We start from the raw sequence: 25,859 nt of genomic DNA, 5'->3' as shown, positions 1-25,859 counted from the left end.
GGGAACCTATTGCATTACAAAGCCAGTAAACAGTACCTGTTCGACCACAGGGCTGCCAGACACTTTCACCAGCGCAGACTGCACGGATTGCAGCGACTGTTGACGGAGTTCAAGCCGTCCGCTGGGAGAACGAAGCTGCTCCACACTGGCTGCACCGAAAGATTGAAGCAGGGTACTTTCTACCAAAGGAATATGTTGACGGGCCAGAGTATCGTTCTCATCACCACGTACCATGAGTTGTACTTTCACCTGTACCAGCCGCTGCTGGGTATCCCCAGTTACGTTAAAGATAAAGGGATGCGGCAAAATCACATAATAAGCCGGTTCCGGCTTACCTGAAGACTGGCTTGCCGACATGCCGTCGCTATCAGCAGCAGACTGATCGTCAGACAGGAAAAACCAGGCTGCTGCGCCCCCCAGAAGTACGGGGACCAAAGCAATTAAAATCAATAAAATGCGTTTTTTGCTATTTGTCGTTGCCGCTGATTCAGCCATATTTCCAATTCCGTTCGCGGGTCAATAATAGTCACTTGGGTCTCGCAGGATGCCAGCTATATCGCCGGGGGTCATGCGTAATAATCAATGCCGTCGCTTTGTTCACTGACAGTCACGGCAATCGCATTGCCATCGTCATCATCCCGCTGCGACTGGCCGCTCTGACCGCCGCCGGCCATGCCTTCTTCACCCTGTTGAGTGCCGGTATGCTGGCCGGCAAATTGCTGATTACCGTCCTGTTGGACGCTGCCCTGGGTCAACTGAATACCCTGCTGCTGTAACAGCTCTCTCAGTCGCGGCATGGCCTGTTCAACCAGATCCCGGGTCTGCGCGTTACCGACATGGAACTGGACTGAGGCCTGATCGTTATTGATGGCCAGTTTTATCTGCATCCGGCCCAATTCAGGCGGATCCAGGCGAATATCGACATGCTTGAGATTTTTACTCATCAGCATCTGTACCCGCTCCGCCAGTTGCTCACCAGCCATCTCTTTTTGTAATGGCAGTGCGGTGGGCTGCGCCTGCGCTTCAGCTCGCTGCATCGCAGCCAGTGAAGTAGGCTGCCCGGTGATCGCATTGGTGCCGGATGCCGGCCCTGTCGCCATGGCGTCTTTTTGCGCGGTGTCCATCTGCAGCCCGGCATCAGCCAAAGCCGCCTGAAGCGAGGCAGAGACGCCCGCTTGACCGGCTCCGGCCTGATTCGCACTTGCACCGTCAGCCGAGCCCGCTTCCCCGCCTTTGGCAGAAGCAGAAAGCCGGGCAATGGCGTCACTGAGCCAGTCTGGCTGAGTGTCTCCTTCGCTGCCCGCCTTGGCGTCACCCTGAATGGCGGACTGAACCGAGCCGGCCACCAGGGTCAAGTCAGGTTTCTCGCCCTTACCTTTGGCATCAGATGCCGTCCCTTTGCTGACCGCGGCCAGCATCTCGGCAAGTTTACCCGATTGCCCGCCAGCCATACTCGGCTCATCCCCGGCCTCAGTCATATCACCGTTCAGCGCCTGAGCTCCGGGTTGCAGAGGGACGCCTGCCGATAATAAGGCGACATCCGCCCCTTGCGCGTCACTGCTTTCAGACTCAGGTGGCAATTCTTTGCCATCTTTTGCCATTTGCAGCTGCTGGCTGGAGGCATTGAGTCGGTCTAACAGTGCTTCTGCCTCGGCACGGATGCTCTCTTCGGTGCTCTCAGACTCAGGGCTCTCGCCTGCCGCTGTCTGGGTGGCATCCGCCGTTTTTTCCGATGCTTTATCGGCTGTCACTGTGTCTGCACTTTCTTGCCGCTGGCTGTCTTTCGCCTTATGTGATTGCGCGGCGTTGTCACTGGCTTTTGCCGGCTGCGCGGCTGGCGATTCAATTTTTTGACGCTTAGGCGCCGCCTTGCTTTCACTGTGGACGGCAGACTCAAGTCGTGATGAAAAACCCGACACTCCGGGCTCTTCACGGCTGTCAGAACGACCAGGCTTACCCGGCCGGACGGAGGATCCGGACGTGCTAAAATCGACAGAAATGCTGCTGGACGGTTTCATAACTACCTTACACTGACAATTATTTGACGACCAAAGTCGTGGTTATACTCAAAACCATGCAAGAAGTGAACCAGCTCTTGAGTTGACTGCGATAAGCGACTAACACCGGCGGCGGGCAGATTGCAATGTGGCAAACTCATCCATTAACTTTTGTTCCTGACGTGCCAGACGTTGTTCCCGCTCTGTGTGTTTTTTTTCCAGCAGCCATTCAACTGACTTTCGTTCAGTACGGGCCTGTTGCCACAACTCAGCGCATTGCTCTGCCTGGCGTTCAAATTCTCGGCCGGCCGCTCCCTGCTGAACCAGAGTTTCGTCTAACTGGCCCAGGAATTTATGCAGATGGCTGAACTGACTGGCCGTCAGTCCATTCTGGCCGCGCTCGGTCAGTTGCAGGCAGTAATCGTAGCGGTACTTTTCAATTTGTTCGCGCTGCTGATAAAAGCTGTCCAAATCCCGCTTGGCCTGCTGAAGAGCCAGAAAAGCGTGATGTTCTTTGTCTTTGACCTGTTCAAGAATCAGGGTCAGTGCCTGATCAGACATCCATGCCTCCAGCCATGCCGTTTAGGTGTTTCATCTTCAGGCTCCCAGCGTAGAACGGAGCATATTGACGCACATATCATAGGGAACCGACTCTTTCATTGTCTGCTGCAGGTACTGATCCAACCTGGGTTTTAACGTAAAGGCCTGGTCAATCGCCGGATCTGAACCGGGTTTATAGGCGCCGATAGACACCAGATCCTGGTTTTTGCGGCAAATAGACAATATCTGCCGGACAGCTTTCGACATCAGCATCTGCTCTTCATCTACTATGGCAGGCATAACACGACTGACAGAACGTTCAACATCAATCGCCGGATAATGACCGGCATCGGCCATCTCACGTGACAACACGATATGGCCGTCAAGAATCGCTCGTGATGCATCGGCAATAGGATCCTGCAGATCATCGCCTTCGGTCAGCACAGTGAAGAAGGCCGTGATCGAGCCCTGGTCATCCCCGCCGTTACCGGCGCGCTCAACCAGGGCCGGGAGCTTGGCAAACACAGAAGGCGGGTAGCCTTTGGTGGCCGGTGGTTCGCCAATCGACAGGGCAATTTCACGCTGCGCCTGAGCAAAGCGAGTGAGCGAGTCCATCAGCAGTAACACATCTAAACCCTGATCGCGGAAATATTCCGCCACGGTCAGGGCGGTCTGGCACCCTTTCAGGCGCATCAGAGGGGAAGCATCAGCAGGGGCTGCCACCACGACCGCGCGCTGGCGGCCTTCTTCACCTAAGATCTCATCAATAAATTCTCTGACTTCGCGGCCACGCTCACCAATCAGTCCGACCACCACCACTTGCGCCGTAGTGCCCCGGGTCATCATGCCCAGAGTGACAGATTTACCCACACCGGAGCCGGCAAACAGGCCAATCCGCTGGCCTTTACCTACGGTCAGCAACCCATTAATGGCTTTTAATCCGACATCCAGCGGTTCACTGATAGGTTTTCTTGCGAGAGGGTTGATAGGTTCCGCGTTCAGGGCAGCCCGGGCCGAGGTATAGATCTTTCCTTTGCCGTCCAGGGGGTTGCCCATGCCGTCAATCACCCGGCCAAGCAACTCAGGGCCCACCGGCAGGCCGCCGTCGCTCATCACAGGCGTGACTTTAGCGCCGGGCATCACCCCGGTCAGCTGTTCACTGGGCATCAGGTACAGGGTGTCACCACTGAAGCCGACAACTTCGGCTTCGATACTGCCCTGTACCGCTTCGACACGGCACACACTGCCAACAGGCGCCCGGCAGCCAATGGCTTCCAGTGTCAAACCAACCACACGCACCAGTCGTCCGGAGGCCACAGGGCGGCAGGCCAGCCCCTGTAAACGGTAGCTACCCAGCCGTTGCGACAGGGTCATTCCGCGCTATCCTGTGCTGAAACGCCAGCCGGACGCTGATTCATGCCCAGAAACTGGCTCAACAGATGACGAACACGATCTTCCATTCGATAATCCACCGCAGAATCACCGGCACTGAGCTGGACATCACCGCGCTCAAGCCCCGGCTCTGAAAGCAACTGCCAGCGACGGGTATCGAGTTCCTGCTGACTGTACGCAGCGGTGACCAGCGCGAGATCGTCCGGATGCAACTGCACAGTAATCGACTGAGAGGCCAGCGGCAAGGTGGCAATGGCTTCGCGTAAGGTGGACAGAATCACCTGCGGGTTGGTCTGCACTTCAACCCGGATTAACTCGCGGGTCAACACGCTGACCATCTCCACCAGCTGGCTTTCGACCTGCTGATCGACCTGCTGTAGCGGTTGGGCGAGTTTGTCAAAAACCTGCGTTAAATGAGCCACATGCTGCTCAACTATTTCCTGTCCGGCAGCCAGCCCTTCTTCACGGCCAGCCTCCAGCCCTTCCTGATGACCGGCGGCAGCACCTTCCTGTCTTCCGGTTTCAAAGCCTTCAGCATGACCGGCAGCCCGGCCTTCGGCCAGTCCTTCTTCATAGGCAGACTGGCGGATATCGTCCAGATCCGCTGCCGTCAGTGGCTGGGGAGCCTGCTCCTCTTCCGGCACCTCTCTGGGGCGCCAGCCCGGATCATAATTTAACGCGTTCTCAACCGGGCCGCGATCTTCATCGCTATAATCGGGATAAGCCCAGCGTTCCAGCTCTTCTGCCTGGTGGCCACTCAGGCGGACAAAGCCCCGACGGCGTTCAATCGTCATTGTGCTTCCCCGGCTGAATTAGAGGTATTCATCCTGCCCACCGCCGCCATTCAGCATCAGCTCACCGGCTTCAGACAGACGACGGGCAATAGACAGAATTTCTTTCTGTGCTGCTTCCACATCGGAGACACGTATCGGCCCCATCGCTTCAAGGTCATCCATCAGCAATTCAGAAGCACGCTTGGACATATTGCGCATAATTTTCTCGCGCAGCATATCGTCGGCCCCTTTGAGCGCTTTTTGCAGCAGTTCCTGAGGCACTTCGCGCAGCAGGCTCTGGATACCCCGGTCGTCCACTTCGGCCAGGTTCTCGAACACGAACATCAGGTCTTCGATCTGAACGGCCATCTCCTCGTCGTTCTCGCGGATCTGATCCATCAGCAGACCTTCGATGTTGTTGTCGAGGTAGTTCATGATATCGGCCGCCGCCTTCATGCCGCCAATTTTCGCGGCCTGGGCACCGGCCTGGCCTGCAAACTGCTTCTCCATGATGTCGTTCAGCTCATGCAGGGCGGCAGGCTGAACTTCTTCCAGATTCGCAATTCGCATCATCAGATCCAGGCGCACGCGCTCAGGGAACTGGGATAAAATCTCTGCCGATTGCTCAGGATCCAGATACGACAACACGATAGTCTGTATCTGCGGGTGCTCATTGAGAATGATGCTGGCGACCTGACGTGGATCCATCCATTTGAGAGAATCCAGGCCACGCGAACCACTGCCCATCAGGATCTGATCAACCAGGTTATTGGCTTTATCTTCACCCAGCGCGGCGATCAGGGTATTGCGGACAAAGTCGGCGCTGCCCATGCCAATGCTGGTGTATTTCTGGATATCGGTCAGGAACTGACGGTGTACAGCCGTCACCTTGTCATTGCTCAGTTCCTTCATGCTGGCCATCGCCCCACCCACGCGCTGAACCTGCTTGGGTTCCAGGTGACGTATGATGGAAGCCGCATCCTGTTCATTCAGACTGAGTAACAGGATGGCTGCTTTATCCGTTCCACTTAAACTATTAATGTCGAACGGTTTTTCATCTGTCGTCGCGACTTCATTTGCCATCTTCGTATACCCAGTTCTTCACAACCTGAGCCGCCAGATCCGGTTCATTGGCCACCAGTGCACGCACGGCTTTCAGCAAGTCGTCATCTTTGTGCAGATTTGGCAGATCCAGGTTGTTATTGGTTAAATCGATACCGTCAACACCGTCCAGATCGGCCCCTATCAGATCTGAACCGTCACCCGCCATGATAGGCAGACCATTCTCATCCAACGGTGTGCCATCGGCAGCCTGGTTCGGATAGAGCAGTTTGCGCATGGCAGGGCGCACCAGCACCACCAGCACCACTATGATAACCAGCGCTGCAGCCAGCCAGCGAACCCAGGTATTGAAATTCGGGTGTTCCCAGATAGGCAAGTCGACAATGCGTTCCTGCTCCTGGGTGGCGAAAGGTACGGAAATCACTTCCAGCATATCGCCGCGATCCTGCAGGAAACCGACCCCGCCCATCAGCAGACGACGGATTTTCACCAGTTCTTCTTCGGTCACCGGGATACGGGTCATTTCGCCGGTTTCCGGATTAAGCTGCGGCTTATAATTGACCGCCACCGAAACCGTCTGACGGCTGATCGTACCGGTTTGCGAACGCTTATGACGGATAGTAGTATCCAGTTCAAAATTTCGCGTTGCTTCCCGGTGCACAGAGCCGTTGCCGCCTTTACCAGTTTGTAAGTCGATCACATCCTGCGGTATCGCTGAATCCTGCGGCGGCTGATTACTCAGCGCGCCCGGAATACCCGCTACAGACTGGCCGTTGTTGTAATCTTCCAGCGTATATTCACTGCGGGTAGACGGCGTATTGGGATCAAAACGTTTTTGCGTTTCTTCCTGGGCACTGAAATCCATCGAGACATCGACCTGAGAGGTGTAGTTACCCAACCCCAGGACAGGAATTAATATTGCATCGATCTTTTCGCGCAAGGCTTGCTCTTGTTTGCGCTCCAGTTCGTATTCTTTCCGGCGGGCCGTGGCTGCCGGATCTTCAGTACCGGAGCTGAGCAGACGACCGTGTTGATCTGTGACTGTGACACGGCTGGGTTTCAGGCCCGGCACGGCGGTAGAGACCATATCAACAATGGAGTCCACTTCCTGCTGACCCAGCGTGCCACCTGTACTCAGGGTCAGAAATACACTGGCCGTCGCTTCCTGATTATGACGGACAAAAACGCTTTGCTTTGGCATCGCCAGCAGTACCTGCGCTTTGCGCACTTGTCTGATCTGCTCTATGGCTCTTGCCAGCTGACGTTCGCGACTCAGTTTCAGCCGTTCTTGTTCAAGACGCTGTGAAACACCAAATCCCATATCCTGCAGCAGGATATCATCACCTTCCGCCGTCGGGTTATTCAATCCGGCACGGGTCAGCTCCAGCTTAAGTGCGCCGTATTTATCAGCCGGCACCCTGATGGTATTGCCTTCCAGCTGGTATTCAATTTGCTTCTGGTCAAAATGATCCAGAATCGGAATCAGCTCTTCAGTGGAGAAATTACCCAGCGGACGCATTTCCGGTTCTTTGAGCCAGGCGACGACCAGCACTATCAAAGCGACACAAATAGCCACTGACAGCACCAGAATAATCTGACGCAGCAAATCAAGGTTGCCCAGCATGCTGTCAACACGTGTGCTGGCGCTCTTCTCTTCAAGATCCGGATTTTGCAGATCCAGGTCGCTGTTGGCAACGACAGGAGCTGCAGCACTACCCGCTATGGCGAGTTCGTTGGATGTTTGTTCCGACACTCACTTAATTCCTGAATTAAACCGGCATATTCATCAGTTCTTTATAAGCTTCAACCAGCTTATTTCTAACCTGGACGGTTGCTTCGAAAGCCACGCTGGATTTATTTCGCGCGATCATGACATCTGACAGCGAAATGCTGCGATCGCCCTGATCAAAACGACTGGTCACCTCACTGGATGTATTCTGTAATCCGTTAACCGTTTGTATCGCATCTTGCAGGGCTGCACCAAAATCAGCACTGACCTTAGCGCCAGTCGCCGGACGTGACGCATTGCTGGCTTCCATTTGCATTGCCTGCATTTCTGACATAAATCCGTTGACTTTCATAGGTTATCTCCGTGGTACTTTTTTGACACAATCTAAATTGATCGCATCTTAAAAGATAAAGTTGTGCAAGCTTAACGCCAAAAATATGAAATTAATCTGTTAATTCCGCTTTTATGGTCAAACTGGGATCTCGATTCCGGCGTCCCGCATCTTGGCTAATTTATACCTGAGCGTGCGCGGGCTGATGCCCAATCGCTCCGCGACTTCTTTTCGTTTGCCTTCGCAGGCCTGTATGGCTTCCAGAATAATGGCAAACTCCTGTTCGCGAAGTTCGCTGCCCAGGCTGTCAGTCCCTGCCACGCCCGGCGGTATCACATGGACCGCAGTGTCATTCACTGCCTGCGATGCCACCGGAGTCAGGCTGATAGCGTGCTGCAGGCTGTGCGAATCCATCCAGTCCATGCCTTCCAGCAGAATATGCTCGCCACCTATGTCGGCATCACCGGCCAGAATCAGTGCCCGCTGGACCACATTGTCCAGCTCCCTGACATTGCCGGGCCAGCCATACTGCAGCAGTTTGGCTTGTGCAGCGGCAGAAAAGACCGGCGATGGCATGCCCTGTTTCTTGCAATGCCGGTCAGCCAGGTGACTGGCCAGCGGCATAATATCGCCCGGACGTTCGGACAGCGACGGCCAGACAAGCGGAAAAACATTCAGGCGGTAGTACAAATCCTCCCGGAAATTTCCTTCCGCCACGTATTGTTTCAGATCCCGGTTACTGGTGGCCAGCACCCGCACATCCAGCTTGATACTTTTCCTGCTGCCCAAACGCTCAACTTCGCGCTCTTGCAAGACGCGCAGCAGTTTCGCCTGCAGGTTCAAGTCCATCTCACTGATCTCATCGAGCAAGATGGTGCCGCCCTGTGCCTGTTCGAATTTTCCCGGACAGGCCTGAACCGCACCGGTAAACGCCCCTTTTTCATAACCGAATAAGGTCGCTTCCAGCATATTGTCGGGAATGGCGGCACAATTGATCGCGATAAAAGGCCCTTCACGACGCAGTGAGTGCTCATGAATGTATCGCGACATGACTTCTTTGCCCGAGCCGCTCGGCCCGAGTACCATCACGCTGGCGTCAGTCTGCGCGACTCTTTCGGCCAGCGCCAGTAATTTCAGGCTTTTCTCATCGGCGGCTATCGCCTGACTGCTGACCGCTTGCACAGGCGCGTAGCGGCTGACCATGTTCAGTAACACTTCCGGGGCAAAAGGCTTTGCCATGTAATCAATGGCGCCGTCTTTCATTGCCAGTACCGCATCTTCAATATTGGCATAGGCTGTCATCAGCAATACCGGCAGTTTAGGCCAGTGTTGCTTGATATTTCGCAGCAGGCCCAGTCCGTCCATACCGGCCATTTGAACATCGGATACCACAATATCCACCGGCTCAGATTTCAACAGCAGCAGGGCTTGTTCGGCACTGTCTGCTTCCAGCCACTGATAACCTGCCAGCGCCAGTGTATCCACTAAAGCTTCACGCAGACCTTCGTCGTCCTCAACGATCAGTACTCGGCTCGTCATTGCCTGTCTCCTGTTGCTGTTAATTCATCGTCTTGCTCATGGCTTGCTGCCTGAGGCAGGCTGAGCGTAAATGAGGCGCCTTCTCCCGGGGTGGAAAACAGCGAAAGGCTGCCATTGTGGGCTTTTGCCACCATCTGTACCACGGCAAGTCCTAAGCCTGTGCCTTGCTGGCGAGTCGTGAAAAAAGGCTCCAGCACCTTTTTCTGCATCTCAGGGGCAATGCCGGGGCCGTTATCGGTAATACTAAGGTGAATCATGTCGGCGCCGCAGTGTACCGACAAACAGACTTTGCATGCTTTGCCTGACATCTGAATGGCATTGGTGATCAGATTGCTAATCGCACTCGCCAGGGCATTCACATTACCCAGAACACTGGGGCTCTCATCATCACACTCAATCGAGAAATCCACCTGATTGGACACCACCTGGGCCTCTATCATGGCGTCCAGTTCATTGAACAAGGCTTCGAGCGTAAAAGGAGCCACCACTTTGTTATCACCGCCTTTGGCAAACAGCAGCATGTCATTAACCTGCTTTTCCAGATCCCGCAACCTGTCCATCAGTTTGCTCTGAAACCTGTCGCGGGTTTGCGCGGTCAGCTGAGGCGCGGCCAGATTGGCGGCATATAACATGGCACTGGACAGCGGTGTTCTGACCTGATGCGCCAGCGAAGCAACCATACGGCCCAGTGAGGATAAGCGTTGCATCTCACTGAAGCGGGACTGCAGCAGGCGGGTTTCTGTCATGTCAGTGATCACGATAAGCTGTCCACTGGCTGACGCGGAGATGGCCAGTTTGACTTTACGACCACTGCGTAAAGAAATTTCATGGCCGTCATCTTCCTGAGGCGCAAAGGCACGCTGTATAACATCCAGCCAGCGTTCCCCGGCCAATGGCTCTCCTAACAGGCGGACAGCTTCAGGGTTGGCCTCACATACCATTCCCATTCCATCGAGCAAGATCACGCCAGTTGGCATGACTTCAATCACTTGCTTATACCTGCTGACCTGTTGACTCAGGTTTCCCAGCGGGGAGACAGACTGCCCTTCTTCCACCTTACACCTACTTTCGCATTGTCCTTTGTTACACTAAACAAGCACTTTTTATGCCAAAAATATCCAATAAAAAACAACAAGTTATGATGAACCCATAAAAAAAGAGTGATGTCAGAATATTGACATCACTCCTGTCAGAGTCTGGAGTACTGCATAAAAGTGACAATACCCCAGGATAAATTTTTACTTGCTGATGCTATTCGCGCACAGACTCTTCACGCACAGACTCTTTGGTCGAGATATTGTACTTACGCATTTTTTCCACCAGAGTCGTGCGTCGCATGCCCAGCATGTCGGCCGCCCGCGCCACCACCCCGGCCTGTGCTTCGAGAGCCTGACGGATCATGTCAATTTCAAGATCCGCCAGCATCTCTTTCAGGTTAAGGCCTTCAGGCGGTAAATCGCTGAAGCCGAAATTATCGTCCTGATCATCATAACTGTCGGAGAAAACATCGGCTAACATCGCACGTTCTTGTTCCTCCACCGACATCATGCGCTCTTCCGGACGGAAATCCGGCAGATCACAGTACCGGTATTTCACCGGCAAATGATTCACATCCACCATTTCACCCGGATAGAGAATCATCAAGCGCTCGACCAGATTGGCAAGTTCACGCACGTTGCCTGGCCAGTCATGCTCCATCAAAGAGGTGATCGCTCTCGGGGTAAAATGCACCGACCTTGCCCCTTCGGCTTCCATCCGGGACAGCAGTTCCTGCAGCAGCAGGGGGATATCTTCCAGCCGCTCACGTAACGGCGGCGTTTCAATCGGAAAGACATTCAAACGATAAAACAGATCTTCCCGGAACAGGTTTTCTGCAATCATGGTATCCAGGTTACGGTGGGTCGCGGCAATAATGCGGACATTGGCTTTAATGCTCTGATTGCCACCCACACGTTCAAAGCAACGCTCCTGGATCACGCGCAGCAGCTTGACCTGCATCGGCATTGGCATATCACCGATTTCATCCAGGAAAAGCGTGCCGCCTTCCGCCAGTTCAAACCGCCCTTTGCGTGAGGATATCGCACCGGTAAATGCGCCTTTTTCATGGCCAAACAGCTCGCTTTCCAGCAGCTCAGCTGGGATAGCACCGCAATTGACCGGCACAAACGGGCCTTTACCCCGGGAGGAATGGTAGTGAATATTACGGGCAACAACTTCTTTACCTGTGCCGGATTCACCAAGGATCAACACACTGGCGTCGGTGCCTGCAACCTGTTCAATCAGGTAACGGACCTGGCTGATACTGTCACTGCGCCCGACCATGCTGCGAAACAGGGTATTTTTGCGCGACAGCTGCGGCACCTGAAAATGATTTTTGCCCTGAAATTCCTGACAATGACGCAGCGCATCCATCAACTGGCTGTAGTGCAGCGGATAGGCCAGGGTACCGACAAAATTCGGCATACCTGAGACCGCTTTTTCATGCTGAGGCATGGATAGCACAGGAATGTGATATCGCTGACGCAGTTGTTCCAGCACCTGATTCTGTTTTTTAACAGAATGGATATTGCCAATCAAACAGGCGCCCCAGGGTTGTTCCCACAGTGCGCCTTCAGCCTCATCGGTGGATATCGCTTCATGCTGCTCACCGACAAAATTAAGGATCACGCTGAGATCGTGACGGTGCTGCGGGTCGTCATCAATGACGAGGGTCTTAGCTAAACCTTGCATAGAAGTGATATTTGCCTGTCTTTATGTATTCTTATGGCGTATTCAAACGGAACAGCAACCAAAACTGATGCTGCCCATTGTAATAAAAGAACAGGACTTGGCAACCGGGCACAGTGAAAAGCTGTGAGCCCAGTGCCACGGAATTATGCCGGATACACAATTAATTGACTATTAGCGGCCAACATTGTGTGGGGGAGATGGGAAGCTGAATACTGACTCGTGAACGGATTAATACTCCATTTGAGTAATATTGTGATGCTCAGGAGGAATCTGATCCCACGCTGACTTCAGCTCCCTTAACATGTCGATCACTTCATCAACATGCTCTACTTCGTTTTTCTGGTTCGCTGCGGTGATTTTTTCAATCATATACAGATACAGCGAATCCAGATTGCTGGCGATCTCGCCGCCATCGTCAAACGACAGACAGCCACGCAGGCTGATGATGATATCCAGAGCCTTACCCAGACGCTCACCTTTGGTGGCAATTGATCCTTGCTCCATGGCCGCTTTACCCTGAATCAAACGCTCAATGGCACCCGCCATCAGCATTTGAATCACACGGTGAGGTGATGCGGATGTTAACTGACTGTCTACTGAGACTCGTTTATAAGCCTGTAGATTTCCTCTCATGACCATGATGTTACCTTAACGAAATTGATTATATGCCTGCAGCGAACGTTGTCCGTGCTGTAATCGTTTCAGTTGACTTGCCGACTTTTCGCGCTTTTCGCGCAATCTTGTCAGCAAATCCGATGTTCGGGTGATTGCTTCCTGCCAGCTGCCTTGATCCAGCATTTCTGGCACGGCTTTAAGATCATTCAGTACCGTCTGGCGATCCGCCAGCAAGCGGTACAGGGTATCCACGTCAATGTCCGTACCGTCATCGAGCAGCTGGTTCAGCTGTTGATCAATGTCGGCCAGGGTTTGCATCATCTTGTTTGACATTGCCTTCCCTCTTGTTATCCGCGATTACATCTGCGGCATCATACTCATCATTGAACCCAGTTGGCTCTGCATCTGCCCCATGGCATGATCCATCGCAGAAAACTGGTCGTGGGTGCGCTGATAGACGCCTTCCATCCGGCGGTCCAGATCGCGCTGATCATCATTGAGCGTTAACACCTGCTCATTGATGCTTTTCTCCCGGTTCGAGATACTGCCGGTCACGCCGGTATAAGCATGCAGCATATCTTCAATCCGGCGGGCAAAACCTTTACGGCTGCCAAAAAACTCACCAACCGCGGCAAAATTCTGGTTCAGTTGCCTGTCGAGTTTATCGTAGTCGATTTCCAGATGCCCGCTCAGTGTGGTGGTCACACCCAGTTCACTCAGGGTCTGCAGACTCGACGGCCCGTCTTCCAGCGGCGTACTGAATGCGTTTCGCAGCTGCTGAACCGATGAGCGCAGCATGCTGTCACCGACCAGCGGCCCTTTGTTCTGGGTATTCGGATCAAATTTACCCAGCTCCAGCGCGGTGTCGTAAAACTGATTGTAAGCATTCACAAACCGTTCGATCTGCGCCCCGGCCTTGTCTTTGTCGTAGCCGATTTCAATCACGGCTTGCGGCTTTTCGGCATTCGCTGACAGTTGCTTTAAATCTATATCCAAACCGGGAATCGCATCTGTCAGGGTATTGGTGTCGCTCGTCACTTCTGCCAGACCGTCAATCAGCACTTTGGCATCAGAGGCAGCCTGCATTTCCTGCATAGGGCTGCCGGGATTAGCAGCGTCAAACGCAAAAGACTGTAACGGACTGCCGGCTTGCGCATCGACAATCACTTTCAGCGGATTGCCAGCCCCTGTTTTATCGGCGTTCAGCACCAGCCGGGCGCCGCTGGCGTCCTTAATGACAGTGGCCAGCACGCCTTTGTTATCCGGATGACGGTTTATCTCACGAACCACATCCAGCAGTTTGGTTTGATCCTGGTCGAATGAAACGTCAAAAGACTGACCACCGACGGACAGTGTCAATTTTCCGGCACCCATTGCCGTTTTATCATCAACCGGCAAGGACGCAATTTTATGCGAGGTTGCCAGTTGCTTGACTTCAACAGAATATCGCCCGGGCTGCGCTTCATGGCTGGCACGGACAGACACCAAATCCTGATTGTCTGAAGAGGCGGTACGCTCGGCCAGCGTATGGTTCTGCCTGATGTCTGCCATCAGGGTTTTCATACCATCGAGTGCGCCTTTCAGCCGTCCGTAAGCACTCAGCTCAACATTGGCCTGCTCTTTTCGCTGATTGATGCGCTCTTCTTTTGGCGCCCGCTCTGCGGCGACAATTTTGTCGACCATGGCATTGATATCCAGGCCGGATGCCGTACCCATTGCGCCAATATTCATCTACAACCTCAATCAGTTACTATTACACTTTGGTGGTCAAAAGCCCGGTGGTGTAAGTTGCTATCTGGCGTGACAGCGCCAACATGTCTTCATCGGGGATCTGCCGGACCACTTCACCGCTTGCTTTTTCATAAACGGTAACGACCTGACGTCCAGACTCTTCATCAATTCTAAATGCCAGCCCTTTATTCATTGAGCCGACAAAATCTTCAATACTTTCCACCAGTTTCTCTAATTGCTGGCGATGTAACTGTTGCTGTTCTTCCAGCCTGGCCGACTGCTCTACGCGCCTGACGTCCGTGTTTGCTGCCACACCTGAGGCATTGTGCCCTGGGGTTGCGACCGCCAAAGAATCTTCGCGTGGATGACCAACAGAAGGGTTTGCAACATCTGTGCCAACAGGTGATTTCGCACCGGTTGAAGAAAAGCGGGATAGAAATGAAGGGTTTAATACAGATTTTACGTCCATTTTCTGACACCTTCTGATCGAAAAAAGCGGCAAGGGCTTGCCCCTGCCGCTTCATTGAGCGGATTAGCCCAGCAGGCTCAGTGCCGCCTGAGGCGCCTGCTTCGCTTGCGCCAGGATAGAGGTCGACGCTTGCTGCAGGATTTGGTTCTTAGTCAGGTTTGTGGTTTCTTTCGCAAAGTCAGTATCACGGATACGGCTGTTGGAAGAGGCCACGTTTTCGTTGATGTTGTTCAGGTTGCTGATGGTGTGATCCATACGGTTTTGTTTCGCACCCAGCTCTGCACGGTGTGAATCAACAAACTGCATCGCACCGTCCAGGATTGCCGCCGCTTGCTGCGCTCCACCGACTGTGCTGACATCCAGCTCAGACACTGTGATATTAGCCGCTGCACCAGCAATTGAGGCATCCACTGCCACACCTGCTGTGTCAGTCATTGCGATAGTACCGGTAGTCACACCGACAGTACCGTTAGATGAGAACAGCTGCAGCTCGCCTTTTTCAGAAACAGACGCATTGATCTGGTCATTCTGACCGTTAATGCGGGTCGCGATTTCTTCGATATCGTCGCCACCAACCAGGTCGATGCTTACCGCTGTCGCATTACCGTCAGCATCTGTTACGCTCAGCTCGATAGTGGTATCGGCATCCAGGGTAGAGTTTTTATCTGCCACCTGGTTCGTTGAAACCAGCAGGCTACCACCCATGTCAGCGCTGTCAGAACGCATATTTTTCAGCGTCAGCTGTACCGCTTCACCGGAATCTGCACCCACCTGGAAGGCACGGGTACCGAATGAACCATTCAGCAGCTTCTGACCACCGAAAGAGGTGGTTTCCGCGATACGGTTCAGTTCATCGTTCAGTGCTGTTACTTCTTCCTGAATCGCTTTACGGTCATCATCTGAGTTAGAACCGTTCGCCGATTGCAGAGACAGGTCACGCATACGCTGCAGGATGCTGGTGGTTTCTTGCATTGCACCTTCAGCAGTCTGAGACATTGAGATACCGTCGTTGGCGTTACGTACTGCTACGTCCAGGCCACGGCTCTGAGTCATCAGACGGTTAGAAATTTGCAGACCTGCTGCGTCATCTTTTGCACTGTTGATGCGTGAACCGGTAGACAGGCGCTCCATAGAAGCTGCTGTATTATCGCTAGCTTTGTTCAGGTAACGCTGAGCGGTCATTGCAGAAACGTTAGTGTTTACTGTAACTGCCATAGTAATTCTCCTTACTTGTGCTTCTTTGTGGCTTGACCAGCTCAGCCGGCAAGTCCGAGTTATTCTTCGTACATCACCTTTAACGGCACTGGTGAAGAAAGCTTTAAGGTTTTTTTTGAAATTTTTTTACTGGGCAAAAAAGTGTGAATCCGAACCCAATAAACAGCGAATCAGAATGCATTACCTTTATTCAACGGTGACGCACTTTCTTGTTCTATAAGGGTTATCGGCGCAATGGAGGAAAACTTTACAGGATTTTTTTGCTATTTATTTTCTATTTTTTTATTGGCTGGCACCAATAAAAAACGGCAAGGTATTGCCACCTTGCCGTTTAGTCAAATTACCGCTTATCGCGATTATTGCAGTAAGTTCAGTGCAGACTGCGGGATCTGTTTGGCCTGAGCAAGTATCGAGGTACTGGCTTGCTGCAGAATCTGATTCTTGGTCATTTCTGTTGTCTCTTTCGCAAAGTCGGTATCGCGGATACGACTGTTCGAGGCAGACACATTCTCAGAGGTATTGGCCAGGTTGTTAATGGTGTGCGTCAGACGGTTTTGCTTCGCACCCAGATCGGCGCGCATACTGTCGATATATTTCAGCGCCGAGTCAATCAGAGGAACGGCACGCTGCGCCCCACCTGCGGTTGATACATTGATCTGCGAGACAGTAATGTCGGTCGCTGTACCGGCGATATCACCCGCGACAGTCGTACCGTCGCTGTTGATCATGCTGATCGCACCATTGGTGACACCCACGGTACCGTCACTGGAGACCAGCTGAAGCTCGCCTTTCTCTGTCACGGACGCATTGATCAACCCATTCTGACCGTTAATACGGGTGGCAATTTCTTCCACATCATCACCGCCCACCAGACCGATAGCCACAGGAGTGACAGTGCCGTCAGCGGCGGTGACACTCAATTCAATATTGGTATCTGCCGCCAGCGTTGCATCCGGCTGAATCGTATTGGTCGAAACCAGCAGGCTGCCGCCCATTTGCGGTTCGTCGGCACGGACACTGTCCAGACCGACAACAATTGCTTCACCGGCATCGGCACCGACCTGGAAGGCCGCTTCACCGAAGGTACCGTTGAGCAGTTTACGGCCACCGAATGAGGTGGTTTCCGCGATACGGTTCAACTCGTCCTGCAGCGCGGTAATTTCTTCCTGGATAGCGACACGGTCGTCATCCGAGTTGGCACCGTTCGCCGACTGCAGCGACAGATCACGCATACGTTGCAAAATGCTGGTGGATTCCTGCATCGCCCCTTCTGCGGTCTGCGCAATTGAAATACCGTCATTGGCATTTCGCATCGCCACGTTCAGACCACGAGTCTGAGCAATCAGACGGTTGGAAATCTGTAAACCGGCCGCATCGTCTTTGGCGCTGTTAATACGACTACCCGTAGACAGACGCTCCATGGATTGGCTCAGGCCCTCAGATGCTTTGTTGAGGTAGCGCTGCGCAGTCATGGCAGACACGTTGGTGTTCACTGTTACACCCATTTTGCTCTCCTTTGACTTTTCGCTGTTAGCGAAACAGCTACCCGCAACGTCAACCCATCAGAGAGTGAAGCGGGACCAGCGTTAGTAAAAATGTCGTTAATGAAAATCACAATAATACTTTAGCAATTAGTGTGCCAGAAATAATAAGCCATTATTTTCATGACTTTACACTATATTTCATTGGCAATTGAAGCAAAGCGGCAAAGCCATGCCAGCTCATTAAGCCTCTCTGCCGCCAAGCCTTGCCGCCCGGCAAGTGGGCAGCGGCAAAGTTAAAACTAAGCCCCTTTTCTGAGAGGCCGATAAAGGGGCTCATCACACAGCCCACCGAGATCTGAGCTTAGATATAATTGAACAGGCTCAGGTTTTTGGTTTTTGCAAATGCCTGCTGGGAAGCCTGCAGCGCCAGCATATTTTCATTGAGCTCCACCACAGCTTTGCCGTAGTCCAGATCTTCCAGCGTACCGCGCGCTTTATTGATCACCAGCTTAAAGTCCTCATGCATATCGGCCTGGCGATCCAACGTTTGCAACCGGGTGCCGACTTCTGAGCGCGCCCGGTTAATATGCTTGAACGCCTGCGACAGCTCTTCCGCTACCTGGTGCAATTCAGCGGTTGCCGATGCATCTGAAGGTGCGCGGGCAGAGACTTCAATTCCGCGTTTGAAAGAATCAAACACACTGAAAGTATCCTGCCGGCTCAGGGTGATCTGATCGCCATCTGTCACTTCGCCTTCCAGCTGTACCGACAGCGTCCCCCACTCGATGCCGCGTTTCGGATCGAAAGGCTGACTGTCAACCAGCAAACCATCCTGATAAAGATCATACACCGCACCCGAATCCGTCTGCGTGAAATCAATGGTATAGCTGGCATTGTCTGAGTGGTTGTTATTCCGGGCATGCGACAGCAGCAGCAGCGAGCCAGACTGCAGATCGTAATCCGGCTGATAATCGCCGTAAGGGTTCTCGATGTTCATAAACAGCTTGTCGCCCGGATCATTCACCGGCACTTCGACGTTCGGTGACACTTTAGACATCCGCTGATAGCTGTCACCGACGTAACTGACATTGCCGTTGCCGTCTCGGAAAAACGGCTGCTTGTCGTACTGATTGCCCGCAAAAACAAAGTTACCGGATTCATCCTGGGTATTGACCAGGTGGATCACGGAATCAAACAGCCCTCGCAAATCCTGCATGTGGGCGATTCGGTCATCATCTGACAACGAACCGTTCACCATAGACATGGTTTTGCGCTTGGCGTCATCGAGCAGGGTTTCGGCATCGGAAATCGCGGTTTCTTCACTGTTCAGGCGATTACGTGCCAGGGTAATAGAGCGCAGCGACTGATCAATTTCCGTATTTTGCTGTGAAAAATTCTGCACATAGATAGAGGCAACCGGATCGTCCCCGGCGGTCAGCAACTGCTTGCCGGACGCCAGTTGTTCCTGGTTCTGTGAGACTTTCACTTGTTGGCGGTTCATATCATTCGCCACGGACTGATAGTTATGAAAGCTGGCAATTCGGCTAATCATACGGCGTTAACTCCTTATCGCGCGGCATTAAGCAAAGTATTAAAGGTTTCATTCGCCACCGTCATAATCCGGGACGATGCCATGTAAGCCTGCTGGAACTTCATCATGTTTGCGGCTTCTTCATCCATGTTGACGCCGGCTATTTCAGCCACACGGCTCTCTGCCGCTTCTTTTTCCTGACGGCCCACTTCTTTCAGACGTGCGGCCGATGCGCGCTGAACACCCATTTCGGTATTCAGCCCCTCATAGACGTCGATCACGCTGGATCGGCCTTTATTCATGAGCTTCATGTCCTGAAGATCCTGCATTTTGATCAGGTTCCCGTTATCGCCGCTGGCCGCATTGAGGTTGACGGCAAAGACGTCACCGCCCGCTGCACCATTACCCAGGGTGAACCCGGTGCCGCCGACCACCACCTGACCGCTTGGCGGATAAGGCTGCGGGGCCTGCAGCACATTGCCCTGCATATCCAGCACCGCAAACTGCGAGGAATCGGGTGATACCGCGACCTGGAATTCTCGTAACGGACCGGGAGATGTAATGGCAAACTCGGCTTTTCCCTGCGCCTGCGTTGCAGAGCTGAGGTAACTCTGCGCTGCAATTTTTGCCGGATCTGTCATTTCGGCCTGCACGTCTCTGGCCGCATTGCGGGTAGGCCGCAGCAGGATTTTTTCGCCGCTGGCAATCGGAGCGGCAATTTCTATCCGCACGCCATCAACATCGAAACTCGGCGGCAGGCCACTCGGAATGACAGATTGCGACGAACCATCCGGCATTTTCAGCGTATGCTGACTGCCATTGAACCCCAGCTCATACTCACCGGCCTGCAACTTACTGAGATCCTGTATGTACACTTTCACCTCTGCGCTGGAGCCCTGAGGGATCAGTGCGCGGGAGGCGGCAATCTCAGGGGCATTGACATCAGTAAACATCGCCTCCCCCACCTGGCCATTCAGATCCAGGCCCTGTGACTGCAGCTGGTTCACTGACTCAGTGAACCCCAGGGTCATTTTGCCCAGTTCATCCATCACCTGCGGCAAGGTTTTGTCGCGGTATTCAAACAATGACGCCAGTTTGCCACCGACATCGTCCGAGCTGATGGCTTTCAGGGATTTACCTGCCACCACTGCCAGCTGAGTCTGTTGCGGATCGGGATCGCCATTGATCATTTGCAGTTCGCTGGAATGGGTCCCGGACACCAGAGTATGACCACTGCCAATCAGCACGTTGAAGGTTTCCGCGTTCTTACGGGTGACCGTGACTTTGGTGTAGGTCGACAGCTCATTGATTAACTGCTGATGTCTGTCCATCAAATCGTTATCCGCGCCGCCGGCCGGGGTTTTCAGCAAAGCCTGATGGATTTCCACCAGCTCGCGGCCAATGTCATTCACCCGGTTCAGGGTTTTTGACAGGACATCGTTGGTGACATCTTTTTGTTCAGCCAGTACCCGGTGGGTGTCATTCAGACCGGCTGCAACCATTTTGGCTTTTTCCAGCACTACCTTGCGGGTGCCCAGATCATTGGGGCTGTCAGCCATAGCTTTGACGGCGTCATACCACTGGTTCATGTCCTGCGGCACCTGACTGGCACTGTTTGCCAGCAGCTTATCGAGCCGCTCAAGCTGGCCGTCGCGTTCAGTAGCATAGCTGTGGTTAGTCGTGGTGAGGTTCAGCTCGTTGGTGGCAAACTGATCATAACCGCGGCGAACTTCTGCCGCATGGACGCCTGTGCCGTAGTTATTGCCGCCCCACCACAGAGGATCGTTGGTCTGCTGCACCACAGACTGGCGGCTGTAACCATCCGTATTGACGTTGTTGATGTTATGGCTGGTGGTATTGAGCTGCCTTTGCGCTGTTAACACACCTTGAGAGCCCAAACTGAGCAAATCGAACGCCATTGCGCCTCCAGAAAACCTCGGGGAGTTACTTTACTGGAGATTAATAAGCAAAAATCATTCCAATATATAAATGTTTGTTTTTAATTGACTAAATTGAATTTAAGCAGACGCAAGGAAAAAGGTTGCCGCATATCTCAAAATGGGAAAGAGAATTACTTACAAACAAGAACCCTGAACTAATATGCAATTGAACTCACAAAGAGGTGTAACAATGTTCAATTATAAAAAACTGATTTTATTGTCGGCTTCACTCACAACCAGTCTGGCCTATGCCGGTACCGAGACAAATGCGTTTGATACGGAAGGGAACCCAATATTTATTGATACCTCCCAACTCTACCAAGATCCAGAAACAAAAATCATGCAGGGGCCTGGTGGACATAAATATATCCACACAGGTACTTACAATTCATTCGATGAGTATGGGAACCAGGCTGAAAAAGATTGTTCTCAAACACTTCTTTTTACTGATCCAAATAACCCACCCGATTTTAGTATTACAAACCTGCCCGGCCCAAGCTGCACATTACAAAGGCTTACAACCGATAACTTTGAAGAAATATCAGTTGAAAACCTTAAAGCGCCTAAAATTCAAAATAACGACCAAGTAAAAAAACAAGAAAACGATAATATTGCAGCTCTGCTAGACAAAGACTGCAAAAGATTTGGAGCTTATGCCCCACCGAATGTCTGGAGCTACCCTGTCCCCGTCGCAAGTCATATCGGGGTCACAACCTACAAAGTCAGCTCAAAAATCTTAGGGGATACACTTGTATTAAGCTGGGTCCGATACTGGTCTCAAGAAGACAAATGGGCAGACAGAAAGTTTAGTGGGAATGGCTGGATCAAAGTGACAACAGGCAATGCAGCCTCGAGTGTTTACACCACGTATAAAGGGGTTCCTTTCGGCTCTTCTGTTGAAGGAGAAATTTGCTGAATCATGAGTACGGCAAGTTGAGAACTTGCCGTACATTTTACTTCATCAGTTTCCGAACCGTGTCCATCACATTGATGATTTTATCGGCATATTTCGGATCGGTCGCGTAACCGGCCTGATGCAGGTTACGGATAAAGCGGCGCGGATCCTGCGGTGAGGCCAGTGCTTCTGAATAACGCGGGTTGTCATTCAAAAAACGGACATAGTCATTAAAGCTGTCTTCATAACTATTGTAAGAGCGGAATGCCGCACGTTCCTGAACCGGAATACCGTCATGATATTCCAGCGTCTGGGTGGCCACTTTATTGCCGGCCCAGCGTGGGTCCGCTTTGATATTGAACAGATTATTACTGTCACCTGCCGCATTTTTCACCACTTTTTTACCCCAGCCGGTTTCCAGTGCCGCCTGCGCAATCAGCACTGCCGGATCGGTGCCCAGCATGCCTGCCGCTTTTTCAGCAAACGGACGCATACGGGTCACGAAATCTTCCGGCGAAGAAAACGGTTTTTCCTGCGGCTGGCGCAATGGCGGACGGACAAACTCGGCTGGCGTGGTGGCAGAAGCTGCTGGTATCGCCGCTTTTTCCGGCGCTGACGCAGCTTTCTCTTTAGCCGCTGTGTCTATAGCCGTTGTATCTTTAGCTGCGAAGACTTTGGCAAGCACATCATCGGCAGACACTTGACGCGACTGCTGAATGGCCTCGAAACCGGCAGCTTTTTCTTGTGCCGCTTTCGCCTGCTCTTCCGGTGTTGCCGGTGGCTTCTCTAAGGCGCTTAGCTGTTCCACGATAAGATCAGCCAGACCAAGCGAACCGCGGGCGCTGAGTTCACTGGACATTTGCTCGTCGCGCATTTCTTCAAAAAACTTGGTGTTTGAGCTGCTCATCAGATCAGACTCAAAGGCTTCATTGGCCTGACGCATCGATTTAAACAGCATTTGAGTGAACAGGGCTTCAAACTGCTCTGCTGCTGCTCGCAAAGATTCCGTATCCCCTTTGCCTTTGATGCCAGCACGAAGTCTGTCAAGATTAGCAAGGTCGTTGACAAAGCCTGGGTCCGTCGGTTTCATCGTCAGTTATCTGCCTGTAATGGTCTTTCCATCAGCACCTTCACACAAGGTGCCAGCCATAATTAAATAATGATCAGCTGGCCTTCAATGGCGCCAGCCTGTTTCAGTGCCTGCAGAATCGCCATCAGATCGGAAGGCGCAGCCCCCACCTGATTGACCGCGCGTACCAGCTCATCCAGGGTAATCCCCGGATTGAACTTAAACATCCGGGAGTCTTCTTCCGTCACTTCAATCTGAGAGTCAGGTACCACCACAGTTTCGCCGCCGGAGAATGGATTGGGCTGGCTGACAGTAGGATTTTCCCGGATCGACACTGTCATACCACCGTGGGTAATCGCTGCCGGTTTGAGCTTTACATGCTGGCCGACGACGATTGTCCCGGTACGGGAGTTGACGATAATTTTCGCCGCACCTTCGGCCGGGTCGAATTCAAGGTTTTCGATAGTCGACAGGAAAGCCACCCGCTGGCTCACATCTCGCGGCGCACGTACACGTACCGAAGTGGCATCAATCGGCGCGGCCATATCAGGGCCGAGAAACTGATTGATGGCATCTGACATACGTTGCGCTGTGGTGAAATCAGATTCAAACAGATTAAAGGTCAGATGATCGCCGCGGCTGAACGGGTTAGGGACTTCCTGCTCGACAATCGCGCCGTTTGCGATGCGGCCGACCGTCGGGTTATTGCCCACCAGCTTAGAACCGTCCAGACCTTCGGCACTGAAACCGCCCACCACCAGGCTGCCCTGCGCCACCGCATAGACTTTACCGTCCAGGCCGCGCAGGAAAGTTTGAATTAAGGTGCCGCCGCGCAGGCTTTTCGCCGAGCCGATAGAAGAGACGGTGATATCAATATGCTGACCTTGCTTGGTGAAAGGCGGCAAGGTCGCGCTGACAGCCACAGCGGCCACATTTTTGGTTTTGGGTTTAGTGCCTGCCGGCAATTGAATGCCGAAGTTTTGCAGCATGGCATTGAAGCTCTGATCGGTAAATGGCGTGGTTTCCCCGGTTCCCGGCAAGCCGACAACCAGACCGTAACCCGACAACTGGTTACTCCGCACCCCGGCAACTTCAGAGACATCCTTAATTCGGGCAGCCTGCAAAGGGAAAGCCATCAACAGGGCGAGTCCTGCCCATAGCATCTGTCTGGTCACTGTCATACTCTCATCGTCGGGTGGCGGTTAAAGGGAAATACGTGGCTTACAAACTGACGTTGAAGAACCGGGCCAGCCAGCCCTGCTCCTGCACATCCTGCCTGTCACCGGTGCCGGAATACTGAATGCGGGCATTGGCAATCCGGGTCGATTCTATAGTGTTTTCCTGCGTGATGTCGTCAGGACGAATCGTGCCGCTCAGCCGGATATACTCATCACCGCTGTTGAGCGTCAGCCACTTCTCGCCGCGCACCAGCAGATTACCGTTCGCCAATACGTCAACCACTTCGACTGAAATTGAGCCCTGAATACTGTTGCTCTGATCGGCCGAGGTACTGCCTGAAAAGGTATTGGAATTATTGACATCGTAAGAGATGTCACGATCGCCAATCGTCAGCGGCTTACCGCCGAGTGTCAGGGGATCCATGGTTAAATCCGTCGACTTGTCGAGATCGGTACTGGCACTTTTGTTGGCTTTGTTTTTCTCTGCCAGCATCACGGTCACGATATCACCGATCCCGCGCGGACGGGTATCGTCATACATGTCCTGCGCCAGCGCCTGACTGAACAAAGAGCCGGTCGCTGTGGCGTAATGGGCCGGTTTATCCTGAGGGCGGATACTGCTCCAGGCCGGATCGCCGGCCTGCGGGTCGTCACGACGGCGTACAAGGTCAATCAAATCACCGCCCGATGACTCCTGATTCCCTTCTACGGCATCGACATTGGTCGTCGCCTGTGTCAGCTCATCCTGTTGTTCCGGCATCTGGACACAACCGGTCAGCGTCAGTATTAAAGCAGTCAACAACCAATTTTTCATCTTAGACCCCACTCTTAATTAAAGCTGCTGGTTCACGTAGCTCAGCATCTGGTCAACGGTTGAAATCACTTTGGAGTTCATTTCGTACACACGCTGGGCTTCAATCATATTGACCAGCTCTTCCGTCACGTTCACGTTAGATGTTTCCAGCATGGACTGACGGATCTGACCAAACCCTTCCAGACCTGGCACGCCTTCCTGCGGATCGCCGCTCGCACCGGTTGGCAGGAACAGGTTCTGACCGATAGGCTCCATACCGCCCGGGTTGATAAAATCGACCGTGGTCAGCTGACCCAGTACCAGGCTTTCCTGCTGGTTACGGATACGGGCAGACACTTCACCATCGGTGCCGACCGTAATGCTGACCGCATCTTCCGGCACCACAATTTCAGGCTGCAGCAGATAACCGCCACCCGAGGTCACCATCTGGCCTTCTTCATTGATAGTGAACTGGCCGTTGCGGGTGTAGCCGATGTTGCCGTCCGGCAGCAGGATCTGAAAGAAGCCATCGCCTTCAATCATCATGTCCATGGCGTTGTTGGTGGTCTGGGTATTCCCCTGTGTAAACACTTTTTGTGTTGCCACCACCTTTGAACCTGCCCCCAGCATCAGACCGGATGGCAAGGTGGTATCCTGAGAAGACTGACCACCTGGCTGGTTAATGTTCTGATAAAACAGATCCTCAAACACCGCGCGGCTCTTTTTGAAACCTATGGTCGAGGCGTTAGCCAGGTTATTCGAAATGGTCGAGATGTTTGTTTGCTGAGCGTCAAGACCGGTTTTACTGACCCATAATGCTGGATGCATGTGTTATTCCTTTCCTAA

The 25,859-nt window shown here is 52.9% G+C and carries 24 protein-coding genes; 1 reads left to right on the top strand and 23 read right to left on the bottom strand.

Translation table 11 applies throughout. From position 1 onward, the window contains the following. Positions 1-6: 6 nt before the first annotated feature. The 19 genes from fliL to flgK form a co-directional block, all read right to left on the bottom strand. On the bottom strand, positions 7-495 hold the full coding sequence (gene fliL, locus P0Y67_RS08595; RefSeq protein WP_192014705.1) for a flagellar basal body-associated protein FliL: 489 nt from the start codon (positions 493-495) through the stop codon (positions 7-9). 71 nt (positions 496-566) lie between these two features. Further along, positions 567-2,018 carry a flagellar hook-length control protein FliK gene (locus tag P0Y67_RS08590; RefSeq protein WP_342391554.1) on the bottom strand — a complete coding sequence of 484 codons (1,452 nt, stop codon included), beginning with the start codon at positions 2,016-2,018 and terminating at the stop codon, positions 567-569. Positions 2,019-2,117: 99 nt separating this feature from the next. After that, positions 2,118-2,558 (bottom strand): flagellar export protein FliJ, encoded by a 441-nt coding sequence (fliJ, locus tag P0Y67_RS08585; protein ID WP_342391553.1) that lies wholly within the window; start codon positions 2,556-2,558, stop codon positions 2,118-2,120. 36 nt (positions 2,559-2,594) lie between these two features. Next, positions 2,595-3,911, bottom strand: a complete 1,317-nt coding sequence (fliI, locus tag P0Y67_RS08580; RefSeq protein ID WP_342391552.1) for a flagellar protein export ATPase FliI — start codon at positions 3,909-3,911, stop codon at positions 2,595-2,597. Beyond that, positions 3,908-4,723, bottom strand: coding sequence for a flagellar assembly protein FliH (fliH, locus tag P0Y67_RS08575; RefSeq protein ID WP_342391551.1), 816 nt, complete (start codon positions 4,721-4,723; stop codon positions 3,908-3,910). Before fliH ends, fliI begins: the two co-directional genes overlap by 4 nt. 18 nt (positions 4,724-4,741) lie before the next feature. Beyond that, positions 4,742-5,785, bottom strand: coding sequence for a flagellar motor switch protein FliG (fliG, locus tag P0Y67_RS08570; protein ID WP_046219526.1), 1,044 nt, complete (start codon positions 5,783-5,785; stop codon positions 4,742-4,744). Beyond that, entirely contained in the window at positions 5,775-7,517 is a 1,743-nt protein-coding gene (gene fliF / locus P0Y67_RS08565; RefSeq protein ID WP_342391550.1) for a flagellar basal-body MS-ring/collar protein FliF, read from the bottom strand. The genes fliG and fliF overlap by 11 nt, the downstream gene beginning before the upstream one ends. Before the next feature lie 16 nt (positions 7,518-7,533). Then, positions 7,534-7,845: a flagellar hook-basal body complex protein FliE gene (gene fliE, locus P0Y67_RS08560; RefSeq protein WP_342391549.1), complete on the bottom strand. Its 312-nt coding sequence runs from the start codon at positions 7,843-7,845 to the stop codon at positions 7,534-7,536. 117 nt (positions 7,846-7,962) lie between these two features. Beyond that, entirely contained in the window at positions 7,963-9,363 is a 1,401-nt protein-coding gene (locus P0Y67_RS08555; RefSeq protein ID WP_342391548.1) for a sigma-54-dependent transcriptional regulator, read from the bottom strand. Then, on the bottom strand, positions 9,360-10,418 hold the full coding sequence (locus P0Y67_RS08550) for a sensor histidine kinase (RefSeq protein ID WP_342391547.1): 1,059 nt from the start codon (positions 10,416-10,418) through the stop codon (positions 9,360-9,362). The genes P0Y67_RS08555 and P0Y67_RS08550 overlap by 4 nt, the downstream gene beginning before the upstream one ends. Positions 10,419-10,614: 196 nt before the next feature. Next, positions 10,615-12,093: a sigma-54 dependent transcriptional regulator gene (locus P0Y67_RS08545; RefSeq protein ID WP_342391545.1), complete on the bottom strand. Its 1,479-nt coding sequence runs from the start codon at positions 12,091-12,093 to the stop codon at positions 10,615-10,617. A 228-nt stretch (positions 12,094-12,321) separates the two neighbouring features. After that, positions 12,322-12,726 (bottom strand): flagellar export chaperone FliS, encoded by a 405-nt coding sequence (fliS, locus tag P0Y67_RS08540; protein ID WP_027253930.1) that lies wholly within the window; start codon positions 12,724-12,726, stop codon positions 12,322-12,324. 15 nt (positions 12,727-12,741) lie between these two features. Then, positions 12,742-13,041, bottom strand: a complete 300-nt coding sequence (locus tag P0Y67_RS08535) for a flagellar rod protein FlaI (protein ID WP_342391544.1) — start codon at positions 13,039-13,041, stop codon at positions 12,742-12,744. 24 nt (positions 13,042-13,065) lie between these two features. Next, entirely contained in the window at positions 13,066-14,439 is a 1,374-nt protein-coding gene (fliD, locus tag P0Y67_RS08530; RefSeq protein WP_342391543.1) for a flagellar filament capping protein FliD, read from the bottom strand. Positions 14,440-14,461: 22 nt separating this feature from the next. Further along, positions 14,462-14,908 (bottom strand): flagellar protein FlaG, encoded by a 447-nt coding sequence (locus P0Y67_RS08525; RefSeq protein ID WP_342391542.1) that lies wholly within the window; start codon positions 14,906-14,908, stop codon positions 14,462-14,464. 63 nt (positions 14,909-14,971) lie between these two features. Then, complete coding sequence (locus P0Y67_RS08520) at positions 14,972-16,123, bottom strand: flagellin (RefSeq protein ID WP_342391541.1); 1,152 nt, start codon at positions 16,121-16,123, stop codon at positions 14,972-14,974. Positions 16,124-16,479: 356 nt separating this feature from the next. After that, positions 16,480-17,628 (bottom strand): flagellin, encoded by a 1,149-nt coding sequence (locus P0Y67_RS08515; protein WP_342391540.1) that lies wholly within the window; start codon positions 17,626-17,628, stop codon positions 16,480-16,482. A gap of 340 nt (positions 17,629-17,968) precedes the next feature. Further along, complete coding sequence (gene flgL / locus P0Y67_RS08510) at positions 17,969-19,159, bottom strand: flagellar hook-associated protein FlgL (protein WP_342391539.1); 1,191 nt, start codon at positions 19,157-19,159, stop codon at positions 17,969-17,971. 14 nt (positions 19,160-19,173) lie between these two features. After that, positions 19,174-21,057 (bottom strand): flagellar hook-associated protein FlgK, encoded by a 1,884-nt coding sequence (gene flgK / locus P0Y67_RS08505; protein ID WP_342391538.1) that lies wholly within the window; start codon positions 21,055-21,057, stop codon positions 19,174-19,176. A 211-nt stretch (positions 21,058-21,268) separates the two neighbouring features. Between flgK and P0Y67_RS08500 the strand changes: the two genes are divergently transcribed. Next, a complete protein-coding gene (locus P0Y67_RS08500) occupies positions 21,269-21,994 on the top strand; it encodes a hypothetical protein (protein WP_337113067.1) in 726 nt (241 codons plus the stop codon). Between the two features lie 37 nt (positions 21,995-22,031). On the opposite strand, the gene flgJ is transcribed toward P0Y67_RS08500, so the two are convergent. The 4 genes from flgJ to flgG all read right to left on the bottom strand — a co-directional run bounded on the left by flgJ (position 22,032) and on the right by flgG (position 25,841). Beyond that, positions 22,032-23,063: a flagellar assembly peptidoglycan hydrolase FlgJ gene (gene flgJ, locus P0Y67_RS08495; RefSeq protein ID WP_342391537.1), complete on the bottom strand. Its 1,032-nt coding sequence runs from the start codon at positions 23,061-23,063 to the stop codon at positions 22,032-22,034. A 62-nt stretch (positions 23,064-23,125) separates the two neighbouring features. After that, positions 23,126-24,223: a flagellar basal body P-ring protein FlgI gene (locus P0Y67_RS08490; RefSeq protein WP_272872717.1), complete on the bottom strand. Its 1,098-nt coding sequence runs from the start codon at positions 24,221-24,223 to the stop codon at positions 23,126-23,128. A 40-nt stretch (positions 24,224-24,263) separates the two neighbouring features. Then, complete coding sequence (gene flgH, locus P0Y67_RS08485; RefSeq protein ID WP_342391536.1) at positions 24,264-25,034, bottom strand: flagellar basal body L-ring protein FlgH; 771 nt, start codon at positions 25,032-25,034, stop codon at positions 24,264-24,266. A gap of 18 nt (positions 25,035-25,052) precedes the next feature. Beyond that, positions 25,053-25,841, bottom strand: a complete 789-nt coding sequence (gene flgG / locus P0Y67_RS08480) for a flagellar basal-body rod protein FlgG (RefSeq protein ID WP_337113063.1) — start codon at positions 25,839-25,841, stop codon at positions 25,053-25,055. Positions 25,842-25,859: the final 18 nt, after the last annotated feature.

It is taken from the genome of Photobacterium sp. SP02 (assembly GCF_038519165.1).
GTDB lineage: Bacteria > Pseudomonadota > Gammaproteobacteria > Enterobacterales > Vibrionaceae > Photobacterium > Photobacterium halotolerans.
The sequence above is the reverse complement of the archived record's forward strand: the minus strand, read 5'-3'. Positions and strand labels throughout refer to the sequence as shown.

Excerpts from the sequence above, each read along its gene's own strand:
- fliE (WP_342391549.1), bottom strand. The coding sequence starts at position 7,845 with ATGAAAGTCAACGGATTTATGTCAGAAATGCAGGCAATGCAAATGGAA.
- P0Y67_RS08590 (WP_342391554.1), bottom strand. The coding sequence starts at position 2,018 with ATGAAACCGTCCAGCAGCATTTCTGTCGATTTTAGCACGTCCGGATCC.
- flgK (WP_342391538.1), bottom strand. The coding sequence starts at position 21,057 with ATGGCGTTCGATTTGCTCAGTTTGGGCTCTCAAGGTGTGTTAACAGCG.
- P0Y67_RS08525 (WP_342391542.1), bottom strand. The coding sequence starts at position 14,908 with ATGGACGTAAAATCTGTATTAAACCCTTCATTTCTATCCCGCTTTTCT.
- P0Y67_RS08520 (WP_342391541.1), bottom strand. The coding sequence starts at position 16,123 with ATGGCAGTTACAGTAAACACTAACGTTTCTGCAATGACCGCTCAGCGT.
- P0Y67_RS08545 (WP_342391545.1), bottom strand. The coding sequence starts at position 12,093 with ATGCAAGGTTTAGCTAAGACCCTCGTCATTGATGACGACCCGCAGCAC.
- P0Y67_RS08535 (WP_342391544.1), bottom strand. The coding sequence starts at position 13,041 with ATGTCAAACAAGATGATGCAAACCCTGGCCGACATTGATCAACAGCTG.
- flgL (WP_342391539.1), bottom strand. The coding sequence starts at position 19,159 with ATGATTAGCCGAATTGCCAGCTTTCATAACTATCAGTCCGTGGCGAAT.
- fliG (WP_046219526.1), bottom strand. The coding sequence starts at position 5,785 with ATGGCAAATGAAGTCGCGACGACAGATGAAAAACCGTTCGACATTAAT.
- P0Y67_RS08490 (WP_272872717.1), bottom strand. The coding sequence starts at position 24,223 with ATGACAGTGACCAGACAGATGCTATGGGCAGGACTCGCCCTGTTGATG.
- P0Y67_RS08515 (WP_342391540.1), bottom strand. The coding sequence starts at position 17,628 with ATGGGTGTAACAGTGAACACCAACGTGTCTGCCATGACTGCGCAGCGC.
- flgJ (WP_342391537.1), bottom strand. The coding sequence starts at position 23,063 with ATGAAACCGACGGACCCAGGCTTTGTCAACGACCTTGCTAATCTTGAC.
- fliS (WP_027253930.1), bottom strand. The coding sequence starts at position 12,726 with ATGAGAGGAAATCTACAGGCTTATAAACGAGTCTCAGTAGACAGTCAG.
- fliH (WP_342391551.1), bottom strand. The coding sequence starts at position 4,723 with ATGACGATTGAACGCCGTCGGGGCTTTGTCCGCCTGAGTGGCCACCAG.
- fliI (WP_342391552.1), bottom strand. The coding sequence starts at position 3,911 with ATGACCCTGTCGCAACGGCTGGGTAGCTACCGTTTACAGGGGCTGGCC.
- fliJ (WP_342391553.1), bottom strand. The coding sequence starts at position 2,558 with ATGTCTGATCAGGCACTGACCCTGATTCTTGAACAGGTCAAAGACAAA.
- P0Y67_RS08555 (WP_342391548.1), bottom strand. The coding sequence starts at position 9,363 with ATGACGAGCCGAGTACTGATCGTTGAGGACGACGAAGGTCTGCGTGAA.
- flgG (WP_337113063.1), bottom strand. The coding sequence starts at position 25,841 with ATGCATCCAGCATTATGGGTCAGTAAAACCGGTCTTGACGCTCAGCAA.
- P0Y67_RS08500 (WP_337113067.1), top strand. The coding sequence starts at position 21,269 with ATGTTCAATTATAAAAAACTGATTTTATTGTCGGCTTCACTCACAACC.
- fliL (WP_192014705.1), bottom strand. The coding sequence starts at position 495 with ATGGCTGAATCAGCGGCAACGACAAATAGCAAAAAACGCATTTTATTG.
- flgH (WP_342391536.1), bottom strand. The coding sequence starts at position 25,034 with ATGAAAAATTGGTTGTTGACTGCTTTAATACTGACGCTGACCGGTTGT.
- fliD (WP_342391543.1), bottom strand. The coding sequence starts at position 14,439 with ATGAATATTGGCGCAATGGGTACGGCATCCGGCCTGGATATCAATGCC.